Genomic DNA, 16,473 nt, shown 5'->3' on the forward strand with positions numbered 1-16,473 from the left:
CTCTTATACTTTCGCATAAAAAAAGGGATGATTTACATCATCCCTTCGATAATAGTTTATTTTTTAACTATTATGCACGCTCTAAATAATCGCCAGTACGAGTATCTACACGAACGCTATCTTCTTGCTGAACAAATAACGGAACACGAACAACCGCACCTGTTTCAAGCTTAGCTGGTTTACCGCCACCGCCAGATGTATCACCGCGTACACCTGGATCAGTTTCAACAATTTTTAATACTACGAAGTTCGGCGCACTTACAGTTAAAGGCACACCGTTGAACAACATAATAGTACATTTTTCATTTGAATCGTCTTTTAACCATTTAGCTGCATCGCCCATTGCAGTTTTGTCTGCAGCGATTTGCTCAAAAGTTACAGGATCCATGAAGTTCCAAAGTTCGCCATCATTGTATAAGTAGTCCATTTCTACTTCTACGATGTCAGCCGCTTCTACAGTATCGCCAGACTTAAAAGTTTTTTCTAAAACTTTACCAGTTCTAAGGTTACGTAATTTTACGCGGTTGAACGCTTGACCTTTACCTGGTTTTACGTATTCATTTTCCATGATTGAACATGGGTTACTGTCAAGCATGACCTTAAGGCCCGGCTTGAAATCATTTGTAGAATAATTGGCCATGACTGGCACACTCCAAACTTAACAAGTCAACTATGCGATATAATGCGTTGTTGCATTATCTTAATCGTGTCAAATGATAAACTATTTATACCAAGAGCAAAACTGGCAATCGCAACTGAGTGACCTTATTACAGATCCTTTGGAGTTGCTAAACCTACTCGAGTTATCCACCGATCAGCTATTATCAGGTGCGATTCTGGCTTCTGAACAGTTTAAATTACGGGTTCCTCGCGCGTTCGTCGGAAAAATGAACGTTAAAAACCCTTTTGACCCGCTTTTACTACAGGTTTTACCTCATCATTTAGAACTTGAGGAACATCCTGAATTTGTAACCGATCCTTTAGGCGAAGAAGCAGCAAATCAATTACCCGGTGTATTACATAAATATCAATCACGTTTTTTACTGACTTTGACGGGTGCTTGTGCCGTACATTGCCGTTATTGTTTCCGTCGTCATTTTCCCTATCAAGAAAATTTACCGAAAAATGATGATTGGCCAAATATAAAAAACTATATTGAAGCGAATCCGCACATTAATGAAATCATTTTGAGTGGTGGAGACCCCCTTACTCTTTCTAATCGTAAATTAGCACTTTGGCTAGAACGCTTATCATCTCTCAAACAAATTAAGATTCTGAGAATTCATTCACGGGTTCCAATTGTTATTCCAAACCGTATCGACGAAGAGCTTATTTCTTTATTAAAAAACAGTAGGCTGCGTATTATTCTGGTGGTACACTCAAACCACGCTTCTGAACTCGATGACTTTACCTGTTCAAAATTGTTGCAGTTATCTGCCGAGCACATTACTGTACTTAATCAGGCAGTTTTGCTTAAAGGTGTTAATGATTCTGCACAGACATTAATTGATTTAAGTTATCGTTTATTTGAAGCTCGCGTTATGCCTTATTACTTACATGTTTTAGATAAAGTAAAAGGTGCACAACATTTTGATTTAATACCATCTGAGATAGATGATATATATCGTGATGTGTTAGCGAACCTACCGGGGTATTTGGTTCCTAAACTCGTCAGGGAAATTGCGGGCGAAAAGAATAAAACACCGCTTTTTGGGGCTACAACATTTTGAGTTATATAATAAGTGATGATGAATAATGCACTATCGGACATTTTTCACAATCAAACCGCACTCACTCGTGAGCGGTTAAGCTTTTGTGAAGCCAATATTAAAGATCTTAATGAATGGGTCACTACCCTTTCTATTATGCAACTCGGCGATACGTCAAAAGCATTATTCACAGCCATTTTAGAGCTCAATGAATTAAAATGTAGCGAGACCTTGCGTTTCGATCTTATACAAACGCTTCATCCCACCATTAATAACGTTCTTGCAAGCCTAGAAAAAAACTTTTTTAACCAAGGCGTTATTAGCACAGACCGTAATGAACACATTATTGAATTAGCAATGTTGCTCCGTTGTTATTTTGCCAGTATTTATTTAAATATTGCTAAAAATAGCCATGAGCAATTACAGCATCAAAAATTTTCACTGTTTGCCTATAAACAAAAAAAGAATTTGCAAACGGCACGTACTTTATCGACTTTCCATGCGCTGCAACAATTAACCAATCTCTTATATCAGCAGCATATGCTCTATAGTGAACCGGTCAAAGGACAATGGTTAATTGCACATCAACTTTATGAAACTGCTGTTCAGCATAAATATCATCTGGTAAATATTAACCATATTCAGGGTGTACATCACCCTCTAGCAAATATTACTCAAGCTTATGCTCAGCTGATTTTGCTCGATATTTTAAATACGAACCAAATTCGTCAGTCAGAAATTCAGGCATTATTTCAATGTAGCTTTGACTGGGCAAGAATGATTCATATTTTGCCTAAAGATACAGCATTAACGAAATATGTGGTCGATCCAAATAAAGATCATCCGCCGGTTTATAACACCAAACGCAGCTCTAACTTTAGCCCAAACATTTTTATAGGCACACAGGCTTTACTTGAGCATGTCACTGCAACCATGCATAAAAATGCGCAATACATTTCCAAAAATGAAAAGTTTTATTTGAGCCCAGCTTTAAAGTTTCATGTTCAAACTATTTTAGGTACTACGGCTCAACGTCGTCATGAACGTTATGAATACAATGCAGAGCTACAAATTTGTTTCGGTTTAAGCACGGCTCATTTCTATCTCTCGAAAGCAAAAAACTTTGAAGAAACGCTACAACTTAACAATAACTACAACTTACAAAGTGAATCTAAAGTTTTATCAAATTTAGAGAAAAAAGAACAACAAACGACATCCTATCAACGCTTAAGTCGTGAAAGCAAAACCATTTATCAAACTACTGTTCTCGATATTAGTGTCAATGGATATCGTATTAAATGGTCTGGAGAAGCACCGAAAAATCTAAGAACTGGTGAATATATTTTAGTTAAAGAAACCTTGCATGGACAATGGCGTGGTGGAGTAATCCGCTGGATTAAACAGTCGACAGAAAAAAGCCTAGAGTTAGGTTTAGAGATTTTGTCACAGGCCATGTTCCCTTGCGCAGTCCATATTCAAGCTGAGCGTCATACGCGCAATTATCATCCTGCACTATTACTACAAACACAAAACCTAGAAGAAATACAAAATACGCTGATTTTACCGGGGTCACAAATTTTTAGAGAGCAACAAACTATTCATTTACGATTGGGGACAGAAGAAATCAAAGTGTATCTACTCAAAGCACAACTCATTACTCAAAGTTTTATTCAATTTCATTTCGAACTTCTGAATGAGCAGCAACAAAATCTGCTTGATCAGTTCATGATGAAAAAGAATAGCAACTCTAGCAGTCAAGATTTATGGGAAGCACTAAAGTGAGAAACTCTTTATTATCTAAAAAGTTAAAACGTACTGAAACACGTTTACTCATTATTGATGACAACCAGCTACGCTATAACCAGATTTTAAATTTATTATTGGGGAATGATTATCAAGTTCAGGCATTATTGCTTGATGACCTAAAAAGTTTTGAAAAACAGTTAAATATGCCTTGGGATGCTATTATTTTTGGTCGTGCTTATGACCTAAAAATTGAACAAACCCTCTCTCTTATTCAAGCATCTGAGCAGCCACATTTACCTGTTTTATTATTGCAACCTGAAGACTATCAACCTCAGCAATATCAGACTTATATTCATAAAGGTATTTATGATGTAGTTCCATTAGAACCATTAGATTATTTTTATATCACGCTTATTCGGACCTTGTCGTATAGCCATTTATTGCAAACTGAGCAACGCCTGACCAGTGAACTTGAGACTATTCACTCTCATACACAAACATTGGTCAATAACAGTCATAAAGCAGTTGCCCTTTTTCAAGAAGGCATGCACGTTAAGGCAAATACAGAATATCTCAATCTTTTTGGCTTTAAGCAAGAAGAAGAGATTATTGGCCTGCCGATATTAGATGTTTTACAACCCAATGATTTAAATATTTTTAAACAAAGATTTAAGAAAATTTCATTAGGTCAATTTGATCAGGCGCGTTTTGAAATCCAGAGTCAACATGCAGCAATTTCAGGTAATAATGCTTTAAAACTTGAATTTATTCCCAGTCAGGAAGAAGACGCCGTACAGTTAACCATTGACTATCAACTGGATTTACAAACACCCGCAAATACAGTTTTTTCTGAAAAGAGTTATGGGTTAATTACGCCTTGGCAACAGATTAATCGACAACTATCAACCCACCCTGCTCAAGCGAATGCATTGGTTTTATTTAAATTAAGTCAGTGCCCAGAACGTATATTTCAACTCGATTGGCAAACTCCTGGACAATATTTTAATCAGCTGCAAAGTTTTCTGAAAGAACAAGCACAAATGCCGATTTTCAATCTTGAACTTGGGGCATATCTTGGCGTTTTGCAAGCTGAAAACAGTACAGTCCTTAACTCCCAATTGGCTAGTCTGCAAAGTTTGCAAAAAGAGCATTTATTACCGATTAATGAGCTTAACTACTCGATCCAGTTTAAGCTGAGTTATGCGCAAATTACTGAACCTTTAGATGAAGCTAGTTTTGCAAAGCTACTCGATCAAACCAATCAGCAAGAGCTACCTAAAGCGAAGTCAGAAATTGAGTTAGTGCCAACTATCGATATTATCTCTCCTGAGCCTACTAGTTCTTCTATCTCACTTGATCTAAGCCTTCAGAATGTTGATGCTCCTGTGCAATCCTCTCTATTGCAACAATTAAAGCAACAGTTAGCACGGGGTGAAATCCATTTAAAATATCAGCAGATTTATGATAAGCATGATCAAGAAACCCATAACTATGAAGTTACTAGCGGTTTTATTGCAGATGAACAGTGGCACGACTTAAACGATTTAGCCACATTAAGAGATGATAGCGAACTTTCTATTCAATTAGACCGTTGGATCTTGGTTGAGGCTAGCAAGCAGCTACATAATTTTATTACGCAGTACCCGAAAGCTAAACTGATTATTAACTTGAATATTGATATCTTACTCAAAGATAAATCATTCCCTGAGCTGATTTCGAAATTACTCACCATTATTGGTAGTAAGCAAGAAAGCCCATTGGTTTTACAATTTTCAGAACAAGCGATTCAGCCACATCTTACAATTGTGCAGCAACAAATAGCTCGCCTACGTCAACACGGCGCAGAAATTTCAATTCGGGATTTCACATCTTCTATTTATAGTGAATCGATATTGCAACAACTTGATGTTCAATATTTAAAATTACAATCGAAGAAGACAGAGCTATTAAACTCAGACGTTGGTTTAGCGCAATTACAAGAAAAGGTTTTGAACTATTTGACTGTAAAACCAATAGGGATTTTACTTGCCGATCTTGATGATATGAACTTATTTGCTAACGCTTGGAATGTGGAAGCACGTTTCTTACAAGGTCGCTATTTCCAGAAAAAACTTGATCGATTAACAGACGTACAAGACCAATAATGGTCTTGTCGTCCACAAACAAAAAACGGGCATAAAGCCCGTTTTTTGTTTCGTTTTGCAGTATTAACGCTTGATAGAGCGAGACATACCAGAAAAACGTTGTTTGAATTTGTCGATACGACCACCAGTGTCTACATTCTTTTGCTTACCAGTATAGAATGGGTGGCAAGCTGAACATACGTCAAGGTAGATAGTGTCTTTACCTAAAGCAGAACGAGTTTCGATTACGTTACCGCAAGAACAAGTTGCTACTAATGTTGCATATTTTGGGTGAATATCGGCGCGCATCGTCGATTACTCCTAATTTAGAAAGGCTTAAGCTGTTATCGCAATTGATCACTCTCAAAATAAATCGAGGAAAGCTCAAAATGAGCAGATCAACACCACAACAGACCATTCTTTTGGCTCACCGAAACCCCTAGGGTTAGAGCTAAGCACAACAAGTGGACAAGATTATACGTCAAATAATTTTTATTTGCGAATTAATCTTTAGATTTAGCCCAGTAATTTGCAATTACCCCACAAACCATTAATTGGATTTGGTGAAAGATCATAATAGGTAACACAATCATGCCTAAAGGCTGACCAATAAATAAGATTTGCGCCATCGGCACACCACTTGCCAGTGTCTTTTTTGAGCTACAAAAGAAAACCGTGACTTGATCTGCTCGGTTAAATCCAAAAACACGTGGTAGATAAAGTGCTAATAGCATAATGATGGTTAAAAGAACTGAACAAGCAACCGTTAGAATAAGTAAGGTTTTCCAACTCACCTGATGCCAAAGTCCCGCAACTACAGCCCCACTAAATGCACCATACACCACCATCAAAATTGAACCTTGATCGAAAGCTTTAACAATACTTGGAACTTTTGCCATATAGGGAAAAATATAAGGACGTAATATTTGCCCTAAAATAAATGGCACTAATAGCAACAAGGTAATTTGTATAATTGAAGCAGTCGGATCGAACCCATGTTGGCTTTGGCCTAAAATAAAAAAGCTAACCAACACTGGTGTAATAAACATACCAATCAAATTTGAAAAAGATGCACTACAGACTGCTCCCGCCACATTCCCTTTTGCAACTGATGTAAATGCAATAGAAGATTGAACCGTAGAGGGTAAAAAGCACATAAACAAAAAACCCCAGTACAGCTGCTGACCTAGTAGAGGTAACAGAATCGGCTTAGCCAACAAACCAATCACTGGAAAAACAAAAAAAGTAAATGCGAATACAAGTAAATGCATTTTCCAATGCAAAATGCCTTCAATTACAGCCTCACGAGACAGCTTCGCACCATGCAAAAAAAATAATATTGCAATCGCGACCGTGGTGAGTGTATTGAAATATTGCGCTGCTTGACCACTGACTGGAAAAAATGTTGCTAGTAATACCATTCCAACCAACAAAATTGTAAATCGATCAAGTGCCAATAACTTCAACATAGCCACATCCTATGATTATTTTAGATAAATAAAAAACCCAGTTGATAAATTGACCATTTGGTCGGACATTCATCATACTGGGCTCTAAAAATAAAGCTAGACTTTTAAGACCTAAATCTTAAATCGCCTAAGTCATTTATTTAGTTATTTCTGGCATCAGCATCTTGTTGAATCAACTCGATTTTATAACCATCTGGATCTTCAACAAATGCAATAACCGTTACGCCGCCTTTCATTGGGCCAGCTTCACGCACGACTTTACCACCACGTGCTTTAATTTCTTCACATGCTTTATAAGCATCATCAACGCCAATAGCGATATGGCCGTATGCATTGCCCAAATCATAACTTGAAGTATCCCAGTTATGAGTGAGTTCAAGCACAGTATTGGTTTCTTCATCACCATAACCAACAAATGCCAGTGTAAAGCGCCCTTCTTCATAATCACGCTTACGAAGTAACTTCATTCCTAATACTTCGGTATAGAACTTTAAAGATTGTTCTAAATTGCCTACTCGCAACATTGTATGAAGCATTCGCATGTTTATTCACCTGCCTTTTCTGATTCATGTGTTTGATGATCTTTTAGCAGTTTTCCAACCCAAACCACTAAAATCAAGATTGGAATACCAATAAGAGTGGTCATCAAAAAGAATTTTGGATATCCAATATTACTAACTATGGTACCTGAATATCCACCCAAAAGTTTTGGTGTAAGCGTCATGAGTGAACTAAAGATCGCATATTGAACAGCTGTGAACGACACACTCGTTAAACTTGAAAGAAATGCAATAAATGCGGCGCCCGCCAAGCCAGAAGCCAAATTATCGACAATAATGGCAAAATAAAGCCATAAAGAACTATATGGTTTAATCACCTTACCGCTGATTTCAACTGATTGACCTGAAAGCGGGTCAACGTAAGCTAAGGGTTCAATATTTACATCTAATTCACTTGCTGCTTTTAGATTTGAGCTAACAGCATATGGATGAGATGCAGAAAGTATTTTCCGTTCACCATCTACTACAGCTACATTGAGTTCTTTACTTGCGGATGAAGCTAATTTTTTCGCATCAATTGCTGCACTAAAAATACCTTTTTCATCTGACATTTTTGCATCAAAATTTTGTCCATCAAGACTAATTATGATTTTTTGTGTAGGGGTTAAAGCTTGCCCGAAGTATTGCCCTCGAATCACAACACTCCTTTCTCCCTCTTTCAAATAGATTTGATCATTACCCATGATCGGTAAAATTTGTAGAGGTGATTTGGCTGATTCAGTAGTGAGTAATGGCTGAGTACGAGTCACAGGTGCTACACCATTTTGTGTGGCATAAGCAGCTTTCACTTCAATTTGTTTCACTCCATTAAAGCTAGAACTTGGTACCGCAAGCTTCCACAAACCTACTTCATCGGGTTGAACTTTATAGCTTTGCTCACCAACTTTTACATCAACTGAATCTAATGGCTGTCCAGATTTTACCAGTCCAATAAAAATTAAATTGGTAGAACTTGCCAAAACTGCACCGACAAACATAAGCTTCATAATGTTTATACGCTGTGCTAAAAGGCCACCTAAGAAGCCACCTATTAAACTAAATATCACCCCATAGATTTTGACTGCTTCGGCAATTTGTTCTTTGCTAAAGTTAAGGTCTTGATAAAAAACATTGGAAATAACACCCGCAATAATGTCTGAAATACGGAAGAAACCAATGAGGAGTAATAAGACTAATGCAAGTTTGACACCATAACGTTTAAAGAAATCTAAGATTGGTGCAATCCATGTCTCTTTAGCCATTTGTTGGTTAACTACACCAAATTTAACCAGTAAATAGCCCACAAAAATGGCACAAGCTGTCGCCGTTAAAAATCTTAAAGCTTCTAAACCAAATAATGCTGCGTTGTCTTTTATACTTCCAGCTTGCGAGATTGCATCTGTTATCTGTCCAGAATAAATATAGGTGACTACAAATGAAATAACGGCAACAAAAAACACGAACACCAAACGGTAATAATCACTACTCTTATAGTTTTTATAAACACGATTTACCTGAGGTTCACGAACGAGCAAAGTTGTTACAATGCCGACTAACATAACCGCTGCCATGGTTAAGTAAGTCATTTTCCAAGCTTCGTAAATGTAATTACCTTTAGCAGTTCCCAAATGTGCAGCTAGAAATAATGCCCCCGCTCCAGCCACAATCATTCCGATTCGATAACCAGCATTATAGGTAGATGCCAACACTGTTTGCATTTCTGTTTCTGCTAATTCAATACGGTAGGCATCAATCACAATATCTTGTGTTGCTGCTGAAAAACCAAGCAACACCGCACCTACTGCCATTTGAACCAGATAACTCTGGCCTAAAGCTGGATCAGAAAAAGCCATAATACAAATAGCAAGGACAATCAAACACTGTGCGATTAACAACCAAGCACGTCTTCGGCCTAACATTTTAGTTAAAACAGGTACAGGTAACTCATCAATGAGAGGAGCCCAAACAAACTTAAAAGAGTAACCTAGAGCCGCCCAACTAAAAAAAGTGACTGCACTTTTATCAATGCCTGCCTCTCCAAGCCATAAAGAGAGACTAGAGAAAATTAATAAAATTGGAATTCCGGCAGAAAAACCAAGGAACAGCATAATTAATGCACGGCGATCTAAAAATGCTTTAAAAGCCGAGACCCAACCCGAAGCTTGTGTGGTCATTCGTTTTTTATTTTCCATAAATTATAAATGTGCCTATTCAAACCCTTCTTACAATTGCTTTCAAGATTCTTTATGCAAACATTTTGGATTTGGCGATAAAAACCGCAAGTTTGCTTGATATTTTATGCTAAACCTGTATACCTTTAGCCTTCAACCTTCGTTTTCTTTTGCTGGATATCAACAGTGACACAAAAACTTGATCAAGTGACTATTTCAACTTTATCACTCGCCAAAACAAACACCACAAACGTCACAGTAAATGCATTTCCTTCAGCTTTTGAGCAACCTGATATAAAAATGACCTTAGATAAGACCGTTTTAAAACCCGAACAACTTACGCATATCCCAGATTTTGAAAAAATTCCAGCTTCAACTAAACGCATCAAACCGCTTAATAACTTTTTAGGTCAAGATCGTGCCAAAGCATCTGTAGAGGCGGGAATTTCTTTACCCTACTCAGGCTATAATATTTTTGCCGTAGGAACTGCTGGTTTAGGCAAACGTACCATGATCAAACGTTTGTTACAGCAACACGCCAAAACAATGCCAACACCTGATGACTGGGTGTATGTCTATAATTTCAAACAAGCACGTCAACCTATTGCTCTACGTTTCCCAGCAGGTCAAGGGACTAAGTTTCAACAAGCACATGAACAAACTTGGCAAATAATTTTAAAACAACTTGAACGCCGTTTTAGTGCAGAGACTTATCATAACCGTATTGAGCGCATCCGTCAGGAAACAGGCGATGTACAACAGCAAGCACTTGTTGAACTGACCAAAGAAGGCGAAGAACTCGACTTAAAACTCATTTCTCGTAATGAGAAACATGGTTTTGTACCAGTACAAGTCAAAGATGATCAGGTTCAAGAACTTACCCAAAATGATATTGATGCATTAAATAGTAAACAACGCGCTGAAATTGCGGCCAATATTCGCTATATGGATAAAAAGCTGGATCGCCTTGGTCTACATTTAGGTGATTTAGAAGATGATGCACGTGACAAAGTGTCTGTGTTAAATCGAGATATTGCAACGCAAGTCGTTATGCCAAGAATGGACCTTATTTTAAATAAATATGGTCAGGTTAAAGGACTCGAAGATTACTTAAAACAATATGCCCAAGATATTATTGATAATGTTGAATTGATTTTAGAACAAGATGAAGATGATTATGCTCCATCAATGTTCAACCGTGTTCCTGCACGTTATCAAGCTAATGTTATTGTGGCTAACAAACCAAATAGCGGCGCTCCTGTTATTTTTGAAGACTTTCCAACACACTATAATTTACTTGGTCACGTTGAACAGCTCACCCATAACGGCACAATTATCACAGATTTCACCTTAATTCGTCCGGGTTCATTGCATCAAGCCAATGGCGGCTTTTTAATGCTTGAAGCTGAGCAGTTACTAGAACAACCTTATGCATGGCAAGGTTTAAAACGCGCGCTTAAATCTGGGCAGCTTAAATTGTCTTCACTTGAACACATGCTGACTTTAACTGGCAGCATTTCGATTGAACCTGCTGCAATTCCGCTCGATATTAAAGTGATCTTAATGGCTGAGCCTGAAATTTATTATGAAATTTTAGAGATTGAACCAGAACTTGGCAGTGTCTTTAAAATTCGTGCAGATTTTACCGATACTCTGCAACGTAATGAAACGAATGAACAGGCTTATATGCAGTTGATTGCTGACTATGTACAAGCCGATAAATTATTACCATTTGATCGTAGCGCTTTAGCAGCTTTATTAACTGATTCGAGCCGCCAAGCAGAAGATCAAAGCTCATTATCATTACATGCATCGACTTTAGGTGACCTCATTCGAGAAGCGCACCACCATGCGTTTAAAGCCGAAGACAAGATCGTCACTGAACAGCATATCAATTTAGCTCTACAACATCGACAATACCGTTTGGGCTATTTAAGAGAGCTTTACTGGCAAGATCTTTCACGTGGTACGCAATTAATCGAAACGTCGGGATACCGTTTAGGCCAGATCAATGCCCTTTCCGTTATTCATTATGCAGATGTTGAGTTTGGTTTGCCTTCACGTTTGACAGCATCTGTTTATCAAGGTGGCGGTGATATTCTTGATATTGAACGTAGTGTAGAACTTGGTGGTTCACTGCATGCCAAAGGTGTGTTGCTGATGTCTAGCTTCTTGAAAGCTCACTTTGGTCGCGAACAGATTTTACATTTCTCCGCTGCGCTTGCATTTGAACAGAGCTATGGTCAAGTCGATGGCGATAGTGCCACTGTTGCTGAGCTTTCAGCATTAATTTCTGCTATTAGCCAAATACCAATTGATCAATCATGGGCAATTACTGGCTCTATGAACCAATTAGGACAAGTCCAGCCAATTGGTGGCGTAAATGCAAAAATTGAAGGCTTTTATGATGCATGTAAATTACAAGGTTTCACAGGTAAGCAAGGTGTCATTATTCCTCGTCAAAACATGCAGCATTTAATGATACGTCAGGATGTTATTGATGCTGTTCGCAGCGGTCAATTCCATATCCATGCGATTGATACGATTGATCAAGCACTTGAAATTTTAATGGCTCGTCCGGTTGGTGCACTCGATAAAAAGGGTAAATACAGCAAAAATTCAATTTATGCAGCAGTGATGGAACAACTTGAATATTGGCAAGCCATTGAAGATGGTGCTGAAATTGAAGAAGAGCCAAAAAAGAAAAAGAAAAATAAGAAAAAAATTAAGAAGCATGAAGAACTTACTGCTAACGATCTGCCACAAGAAAATGCAGAAGAAGTTGCCGCATTAAAACAGAAGTAATAAAAAAGGGCCTGTAAAATACAGGCCCTTTTTACTTTTAGACTTGCAAAATTAACGGACGATCTGAATCGCTCGCCCTCCTGCTAACTGGCTAAAATATTGTTTAAGTGCTTCAACACAACGTTGAATTTTCATTGGTTGTTGATCATGCTTGGCAACCTCTGCATACAATGTAAAAGCTGGTAATTTCCAATCTGGCATGAGTTCAATCAAAGAACCATTTTTTAATTCTTTTTGAGCGTCCAAATATAAAATTCGTGCAATACCATGCCCTTGCTGACATAACGCTTTTGCAACTTGTAAATTATTGCTCTGCAAACGGCTTTGCATTTCAATATTAAGCGTTTCACCTGTTTTTACATGATGAAAATTGAAATGGCGCGAGTCATTCATGACATTAATCGACAACAATTCATGATCTCTTAAATCATTAGGATGCACAATTGGACTAGATTGGTTCAGATAACTGGGAGAAGCTACCAAAATTTGATCTACAAAAGCCATCGGAATGATAGAGCTACTCTCTTCTACCGGAGTAGAGCTCATGCGTACTGCGATATCAATTCGCTCTTCAATTAAATCGATATAGCGATGCCCAACTTCGAAGTGCACAGATAAACCGCGATGAGCTGACATCCAGTGAGATAATGCAGGAATGAGGTGTTGAACTGCTAAATCAGGAGTTGTTGCAATACGCAAATCCCCGATTAAATCATCCCTCAATTCATTAATTCTGATTTTTCCCCTTTCAGCAGCCGCCAACATCTCTTGACAGCTTGAAAAAAAAGCCTGTCCGGCTTCTGTTAAACTAAGTTTACGAGTAGAACGATGTAATAAAATTACATCCATTTCATTCTCAAGGGAGCGAATCTGCTGGCTCACCGCACTTGTTGTAATTCCCAATTCACGTGCCGCACCACTGAATGAACTTTTTTCGACCACACAAGCAAAAACACCCATCGCACGAAGCTGATCTAACATAGGTTTCCTCAAATCTAATTTTAAATTTATAAAAAATGCTTATTGTTGTAATGAAAGCAACCAATTACATTATACGAGGAAACCTAAGTTTTTTGCATTAGCTATTTTGGTAAAAGATTTATAGGATTAATCGGTTTTCCATCCAAACGAATCTGGAACTCGAGCATGACCTGAGACGCTCCAGTAGATCCCATTTCGGCAATTTTTTGTCCAGCAGTTATATTATCACCGCTTTTCACCAACATCTTGCTATTGTGGGCATACGCACTGATGTAACCGTCAATATGCTTAACTAAAACCAGATTTCCGTATTCTTTTAAGCCATCGGCTGCATAGACAACTTGACCATCGGCTGCGGCATAAATAGGGTCACCCTGATTTCCACCATAACGGATTCCCTTGACATTATTTGCCAAATTAAACCCTTGAATTACTGGGCCATTGGTCGGTTTTATCCAACGTAAGCTCGAATTTGGTGCAACCGAAGCTACTGTCGTATTTGTTGATGGTACGCTAGTTGCTGGCTGAGTTACTGGTGTAACAGGCTGTGTTGTTGGTAAAGCAATGGTTTGACGCTTAATTTGTTCAGGTTGCGCCATGACTTGCGTAGAAACTGTTCTTGGCGAAGAACCTTTCTTCAAACGCAAAGACTGATTAACATAAATGCGATATGGTGCGGGAATATCATTCATTTCGGCAATGCTGACATAGTCCAGGCCATAACGCATTGCGATACCACTTAAAGTATCACCTGAACGAACTGTGTAATAGTTAGGAGCCATTGCATAGCGAGAACTATTATTAATTTGCGGTTTAGAAGCACATCCAGCCATAGCCACAGTAAAACCTACAGCTAAAGACAACAGCATAATTTTCATTATTTTGTCTTTTTGGATATTCACTCTGCTTTGTTGCCCAATTAAATGCATTGATCTCCCTCACTAAATGCTACAAATCATTTCGGCTAAGAGTACCAAAAAAGTAAGAGGAAACACGTTCCTCTTTTTCTTTATTCACAAAGTTATAACATTCGAGGCAAATTATTGACTCAAACTTAGCTGTAGGTCTTCTAAAACAGCATAATTTGTTGCGTCCATCTGAATTGGGGTAACACTTACATATCCATTGGCCACTGCAAAAAAGTCAGACTGAATCTGGCTTAGATCACGCTGCGGATCTGTAACAGCCTCACCTGCTAGTCCAATCCAATAAACTTGACGTCCTCGTGGGTCGACATGACTCGTAATTGGCTTAGATTGGGCACGGCGTCCCTGATAAGTAATTTGTGCTCCTTTTAATTGTGGCACGTCTGGAATATTAATATTCAAGATATGTCTTGGAGGCAAAGATGGCAGTCCACTTGCAATAAAATCATGAACCCACTGAGCAGCCTGAGCATAATCTTCTTTATTGTTATAAGCCCGCACATCAGAGCCAGCTAAAGACACAGCAATTGCTGGTTGCTTCATCAAACGGCCTTCAAATGCTGCGCCTACTGTTCCAGAATATAAAACATCATCACCTAAATTTGCTCCGCTATTGATTCCACTCACGACCAAATCAAATTCAAAATCGAACAAACCATTCATTGATAAATAAACACAATCTGCTGGCGTACCATTCACTGCCCATACATCTTCGGCAATTTGAATTGGACGTAATGGTCGATCCAATGTCAATGCACTTGAAAAACCACTTCTTTCACTTTCTGGTGCAACCACAACCACGCGTCCAAGTGGTCTTAATGCTTCAGCTAAAGCCTGTATACCTGGCGCAAAAACACCGTCATCGTTCGCAATTAAAATATTCACTAAAATCTTTCTCGACAAATAAACCTAAAGGTTTTCACAATTGAATTATCTGTTGAATTATATATATTTATGCCTCCATAGCATTATAAAATTGTGAAAAAATGAAAACTTTCGCTCCTTTTTTTCAGGTATTGGGGATCAGTATCACATTGTGTACGCAAGCTGTATTTGCAGATGAGGATATCTCAACACAAGAGGCTGATAGCTTAATTAAAGATGATATTGCCGCAACGCAAGTTTTGCAGGAAATCTGCCCAGCTTTCGTGGGAACAAATAAAAAACTTGAGTTAAATACTCAAAAAATTATTGCGATGTATCTGAAAGGTTATTCAAATAAATCAATGTCCTTAGCAAATCTGCAAAACGATGCTGAATTTAAAACTTTATTAAATGAAGCACGTCTTGCGGCAAAACAAATGGACCATCATGAACAACATGAGCTCTGTGAAGAGATGGTTAATTATAAGGAATAGATCTTAATCTTTTTTGAATAGAGATTTATTAATTTTTGGTTTTCTGTTTGCCATTAAGCAGAAAACCAACATAACAATACATTTTTTCCATTTTCTTAACCTACAAATTAGTTAAGCTATCGACATATTTAAATTTTTTATTTCGGGTTATCAATGTTTATGAAGAAAAGCTTAGTTCAATCGCTCTCTTTGGTTTTACTTATGAGCATGGCAACAGTTGGTTTTGCTGCTGATAAGAAGAAAACAACTGAAAAGAAAACCGAAAATGAAAATGTTGTTGAAGTGACTCCACAACAAGGTATAACCCCTGAAGAATTAGCTGCAATTCAAGTACTTTCTGAAATTTGCCCAGACCTTATTGGCAAAAAAGATGCTGATTTTGCTCAAGGTTACGAACGTTTAGTTAAAGACTATCTTCCAAATGAAACTGATGCTGTCTCTGCGTTAGAAAAACGTAGCAAAGACAAAGGCTTCAAAAAATACTTAAAAGAAGCGCGTAAAGATGCGAAAGCCGCAGGCGATGACCAAAACACTTTAGTTTGCCAAGACGTGAAAGCATATCAATCGCAAAACTAAATTAGCAAAAAACTCTTGAGTTACAATACTGTTTGAAAAAGCCGACTTCCCCCATAGAAGTCGGCTTTGC

14 protein-coding genes are annotated in these 16,473 nt (G+C 38.0%); 6 read left to right on the forward strand and 8 right to left on the reverse strand.

The window, feature by feature from the left end:
* Positions 1–70 precede the first annotated feature (70 nt).
* Positions 71–640: an elongation factor P gene (gene efp, locus ASF86_RS09105; protein ID WP_004643557.1), complete on the reverse strand. Its 570-nt coding sequence runs from the start codon at positions 638–640 to the stop codon at positions 71–73.
* A gap of 73 nt (positions 641–713) precedes the next feature.
* On the opposite strand from efp, the gene epmB reads away from it, so the two are divergent.
* The 3 genes from epmB to ASF86_RS09120 are packed head-to-tail and all read left to right on the forward strand — an operon-like array spanning position 714 to position 5,599.
* Positions 714–1,730, forward strand: a complete 1,017-nt coding sequence (epmB, locus tag ASF86_RS09110) for an EF-P beta-lysylation protein EpmB (protein WP_017387929.1) — start codon at positions 714–716, stop codon at positions 1,728–1,730.
* Positions 1,731–1,745: 15 nt separating this feature from the next.
* Positions 1,746–3,491 carry a hypothetical protein gene (locus ASF86_RS09115; protein ID WP_056481286.1) on the forward strand — a complete coding sequence of 582 codons (1,746 nt, stop codon included), beginning with the start codon at positions 1,746–1,748 and terminating at the stop codon, positions 3,489–3,491.
* Positions 3,488–5,599: an EAL domain-containing protein gene (locus ASF86_RS09120; RefSeq protein ID WP_081407663.1), complete on the forward strand. Its 2,112-nt coding sequence runs from the start codon at positions 3,488–3,490 to the stop codon at positions 5,597–5,599. Before ASF86_RS09115 ends, ASF86_RS09120 begins: the two co-directional genes overlap by 4 nt.
* A gap of 63 nt (positions 5,600–5,662) precedes the next feature.
* Here ASF86_RS09120 and rpmE read toward each other — a convergent pair whose 3' ends face one another.
* The 4 genes from rpmE to ASF86_RS09140 form a co-directional block, all read right to left on the reverse strand.
* The gene (gene rpmE, locus ASF86_RS09125) at positions 5,663–5,887 is read right to left on the reverse strand and encodes a 50S ribosomal protein L31 (RefSeq protein ID WP_003650476.1); all 225 of its coding nucleotides are present in this window, start codon (positions 5,885–5,887) and stop codon (positions 5,663–5,665) included.
* A 194-nt stretch (positions 5,888–6,081) separates the two neighbouring features.
* The gene (locus ASF86_RS09130; protein WP_171252330.1) at positions 6,082–7,053 is read right to left on the reverse strand and encodes a bile acid:sodium symporter family protein; all 972 of its coding nucleotides are present in this window, start codon (positions 7,051–7,053) and stop codon (positions 6,082–6,084) included.
* A gap of 134 nt (positions 7,054–7,187) precedes the next feature.
* On the reverse strand, positions 7,188–7,589 hold the full coding sequence (gene gloA, locus ASF86_RS09135; protein WP_003650472.1) for a lactoylglutathione lyase: 402 nt from the start codon (positions 7,587–7,589) through the stop codon (positions 7,188–7,190).
* Between the two features lie 2 nt (positions 7,590–7,591).
* A complete protein-coding gene (locus ASF86_RS09140; protein WP_081407589.1) occupies positions 7,592–9,778 on the reverse strand; it encodes an AmpG family muropeptide MFS transporter in 2,187 nt (728 codons plus the stop codon).
* Between the two features lie 165 nt (positions 9,779–9,943).
* Between ASF86_RS09140 and ASF86_RS09145 the strand changes: the two genes are divergently transcribed.
* The gene (locus tag ASF86_RS09145; protein ID WP_056481294.1) at positions 9,944–12,562 is read left to right on the forward strand and encodes a Lon protease family protein; all 2,619 of its coding nucleotides are present in this window, start codon (positions 9,944–9,946) and stop codon (positions 12,560–12,562) included.
* A 51-nt stretch (positions 12,563–12,613) separates the two neighbouring features.
* On the opposite strand, the gene ASF86_RS09150 is transcribed toward ASF86_RS09145, so the two are convergent.
* From ASF86_RS09150 to surE, 3 genes are all read right to left on the reverse strand, one after another.
* Positions 12,614–13,543 (reverse strand): LysR family transcriptional regulator, encoded by a 930-nt coding sequence (locus tag ASF86_RS09150; RefSeq protein ID WP_056481297.1) that lies wholly within the window; start codon positions 13,541–13,543, stop codon positions 12,614–12,616.
* Between the two features lie 101 nt (positions 13,544–13,644).
* The gene (locus ASF86_RS09155) at positions 13,645–14,472 is read right to left on the reverse strand and encodes a peptidoglycan DD-metalloendopeptidase family protein (protein ID WP_056481300.1); all 828 of its coding nucleotides are present in this window, start codon (positions 14,470–14,472) and stop codon (positions 13,645–13,647) included.
* 111 nt (positions 14,473–14,583) lie between these two features.
* Entirely contained in the window at positions 14,584–15,354 is a 771-nt protein-coding gene (surE, locus tag ASF86_RS09160; RefSeq protein ID WP_004643567.1) for a 5'/3'-nucleotidase SurE, read from the reverse strand.
* Positions 15,355–15,455: 101 nt separating this feature from the next.
* Between surE and ASF86_RS09165 the strand changes: the two genes are divergently transcribed.
* A complete protein-coding gene (locus ASF86_RS09165; protein WP_005039029.1) occupies positions 15,456–15,827 on the forward strand; it encodes an MCR_0457 family protein in 372 nt (123 codons plus the stop codon).
* Positions 15,828–15,980: 153 nt separating this feature from the next.
* Complete coding sequence (locus ASF86_RS09170) at positions 15,981–16,403, forward strand: MCR_0457 family protein (protein WP_005039026.1); 423 nt, start codon at positions 15,981–15,983, stop codon at positions 16,401–16,403.
* Positions 16,404–16,473 lie beyond the last annotated feature (70 nt).

The organism is Acinetobacter sp. Leaf130 (assembly GCF_001423205.1).
Lineage (GTDB): Bacteria > Pseudomonadota > Gammaproteobacteria > Pseudomonadales > Moraxellaceae > Acinetobacter > Acinetobacter calcoaceticus.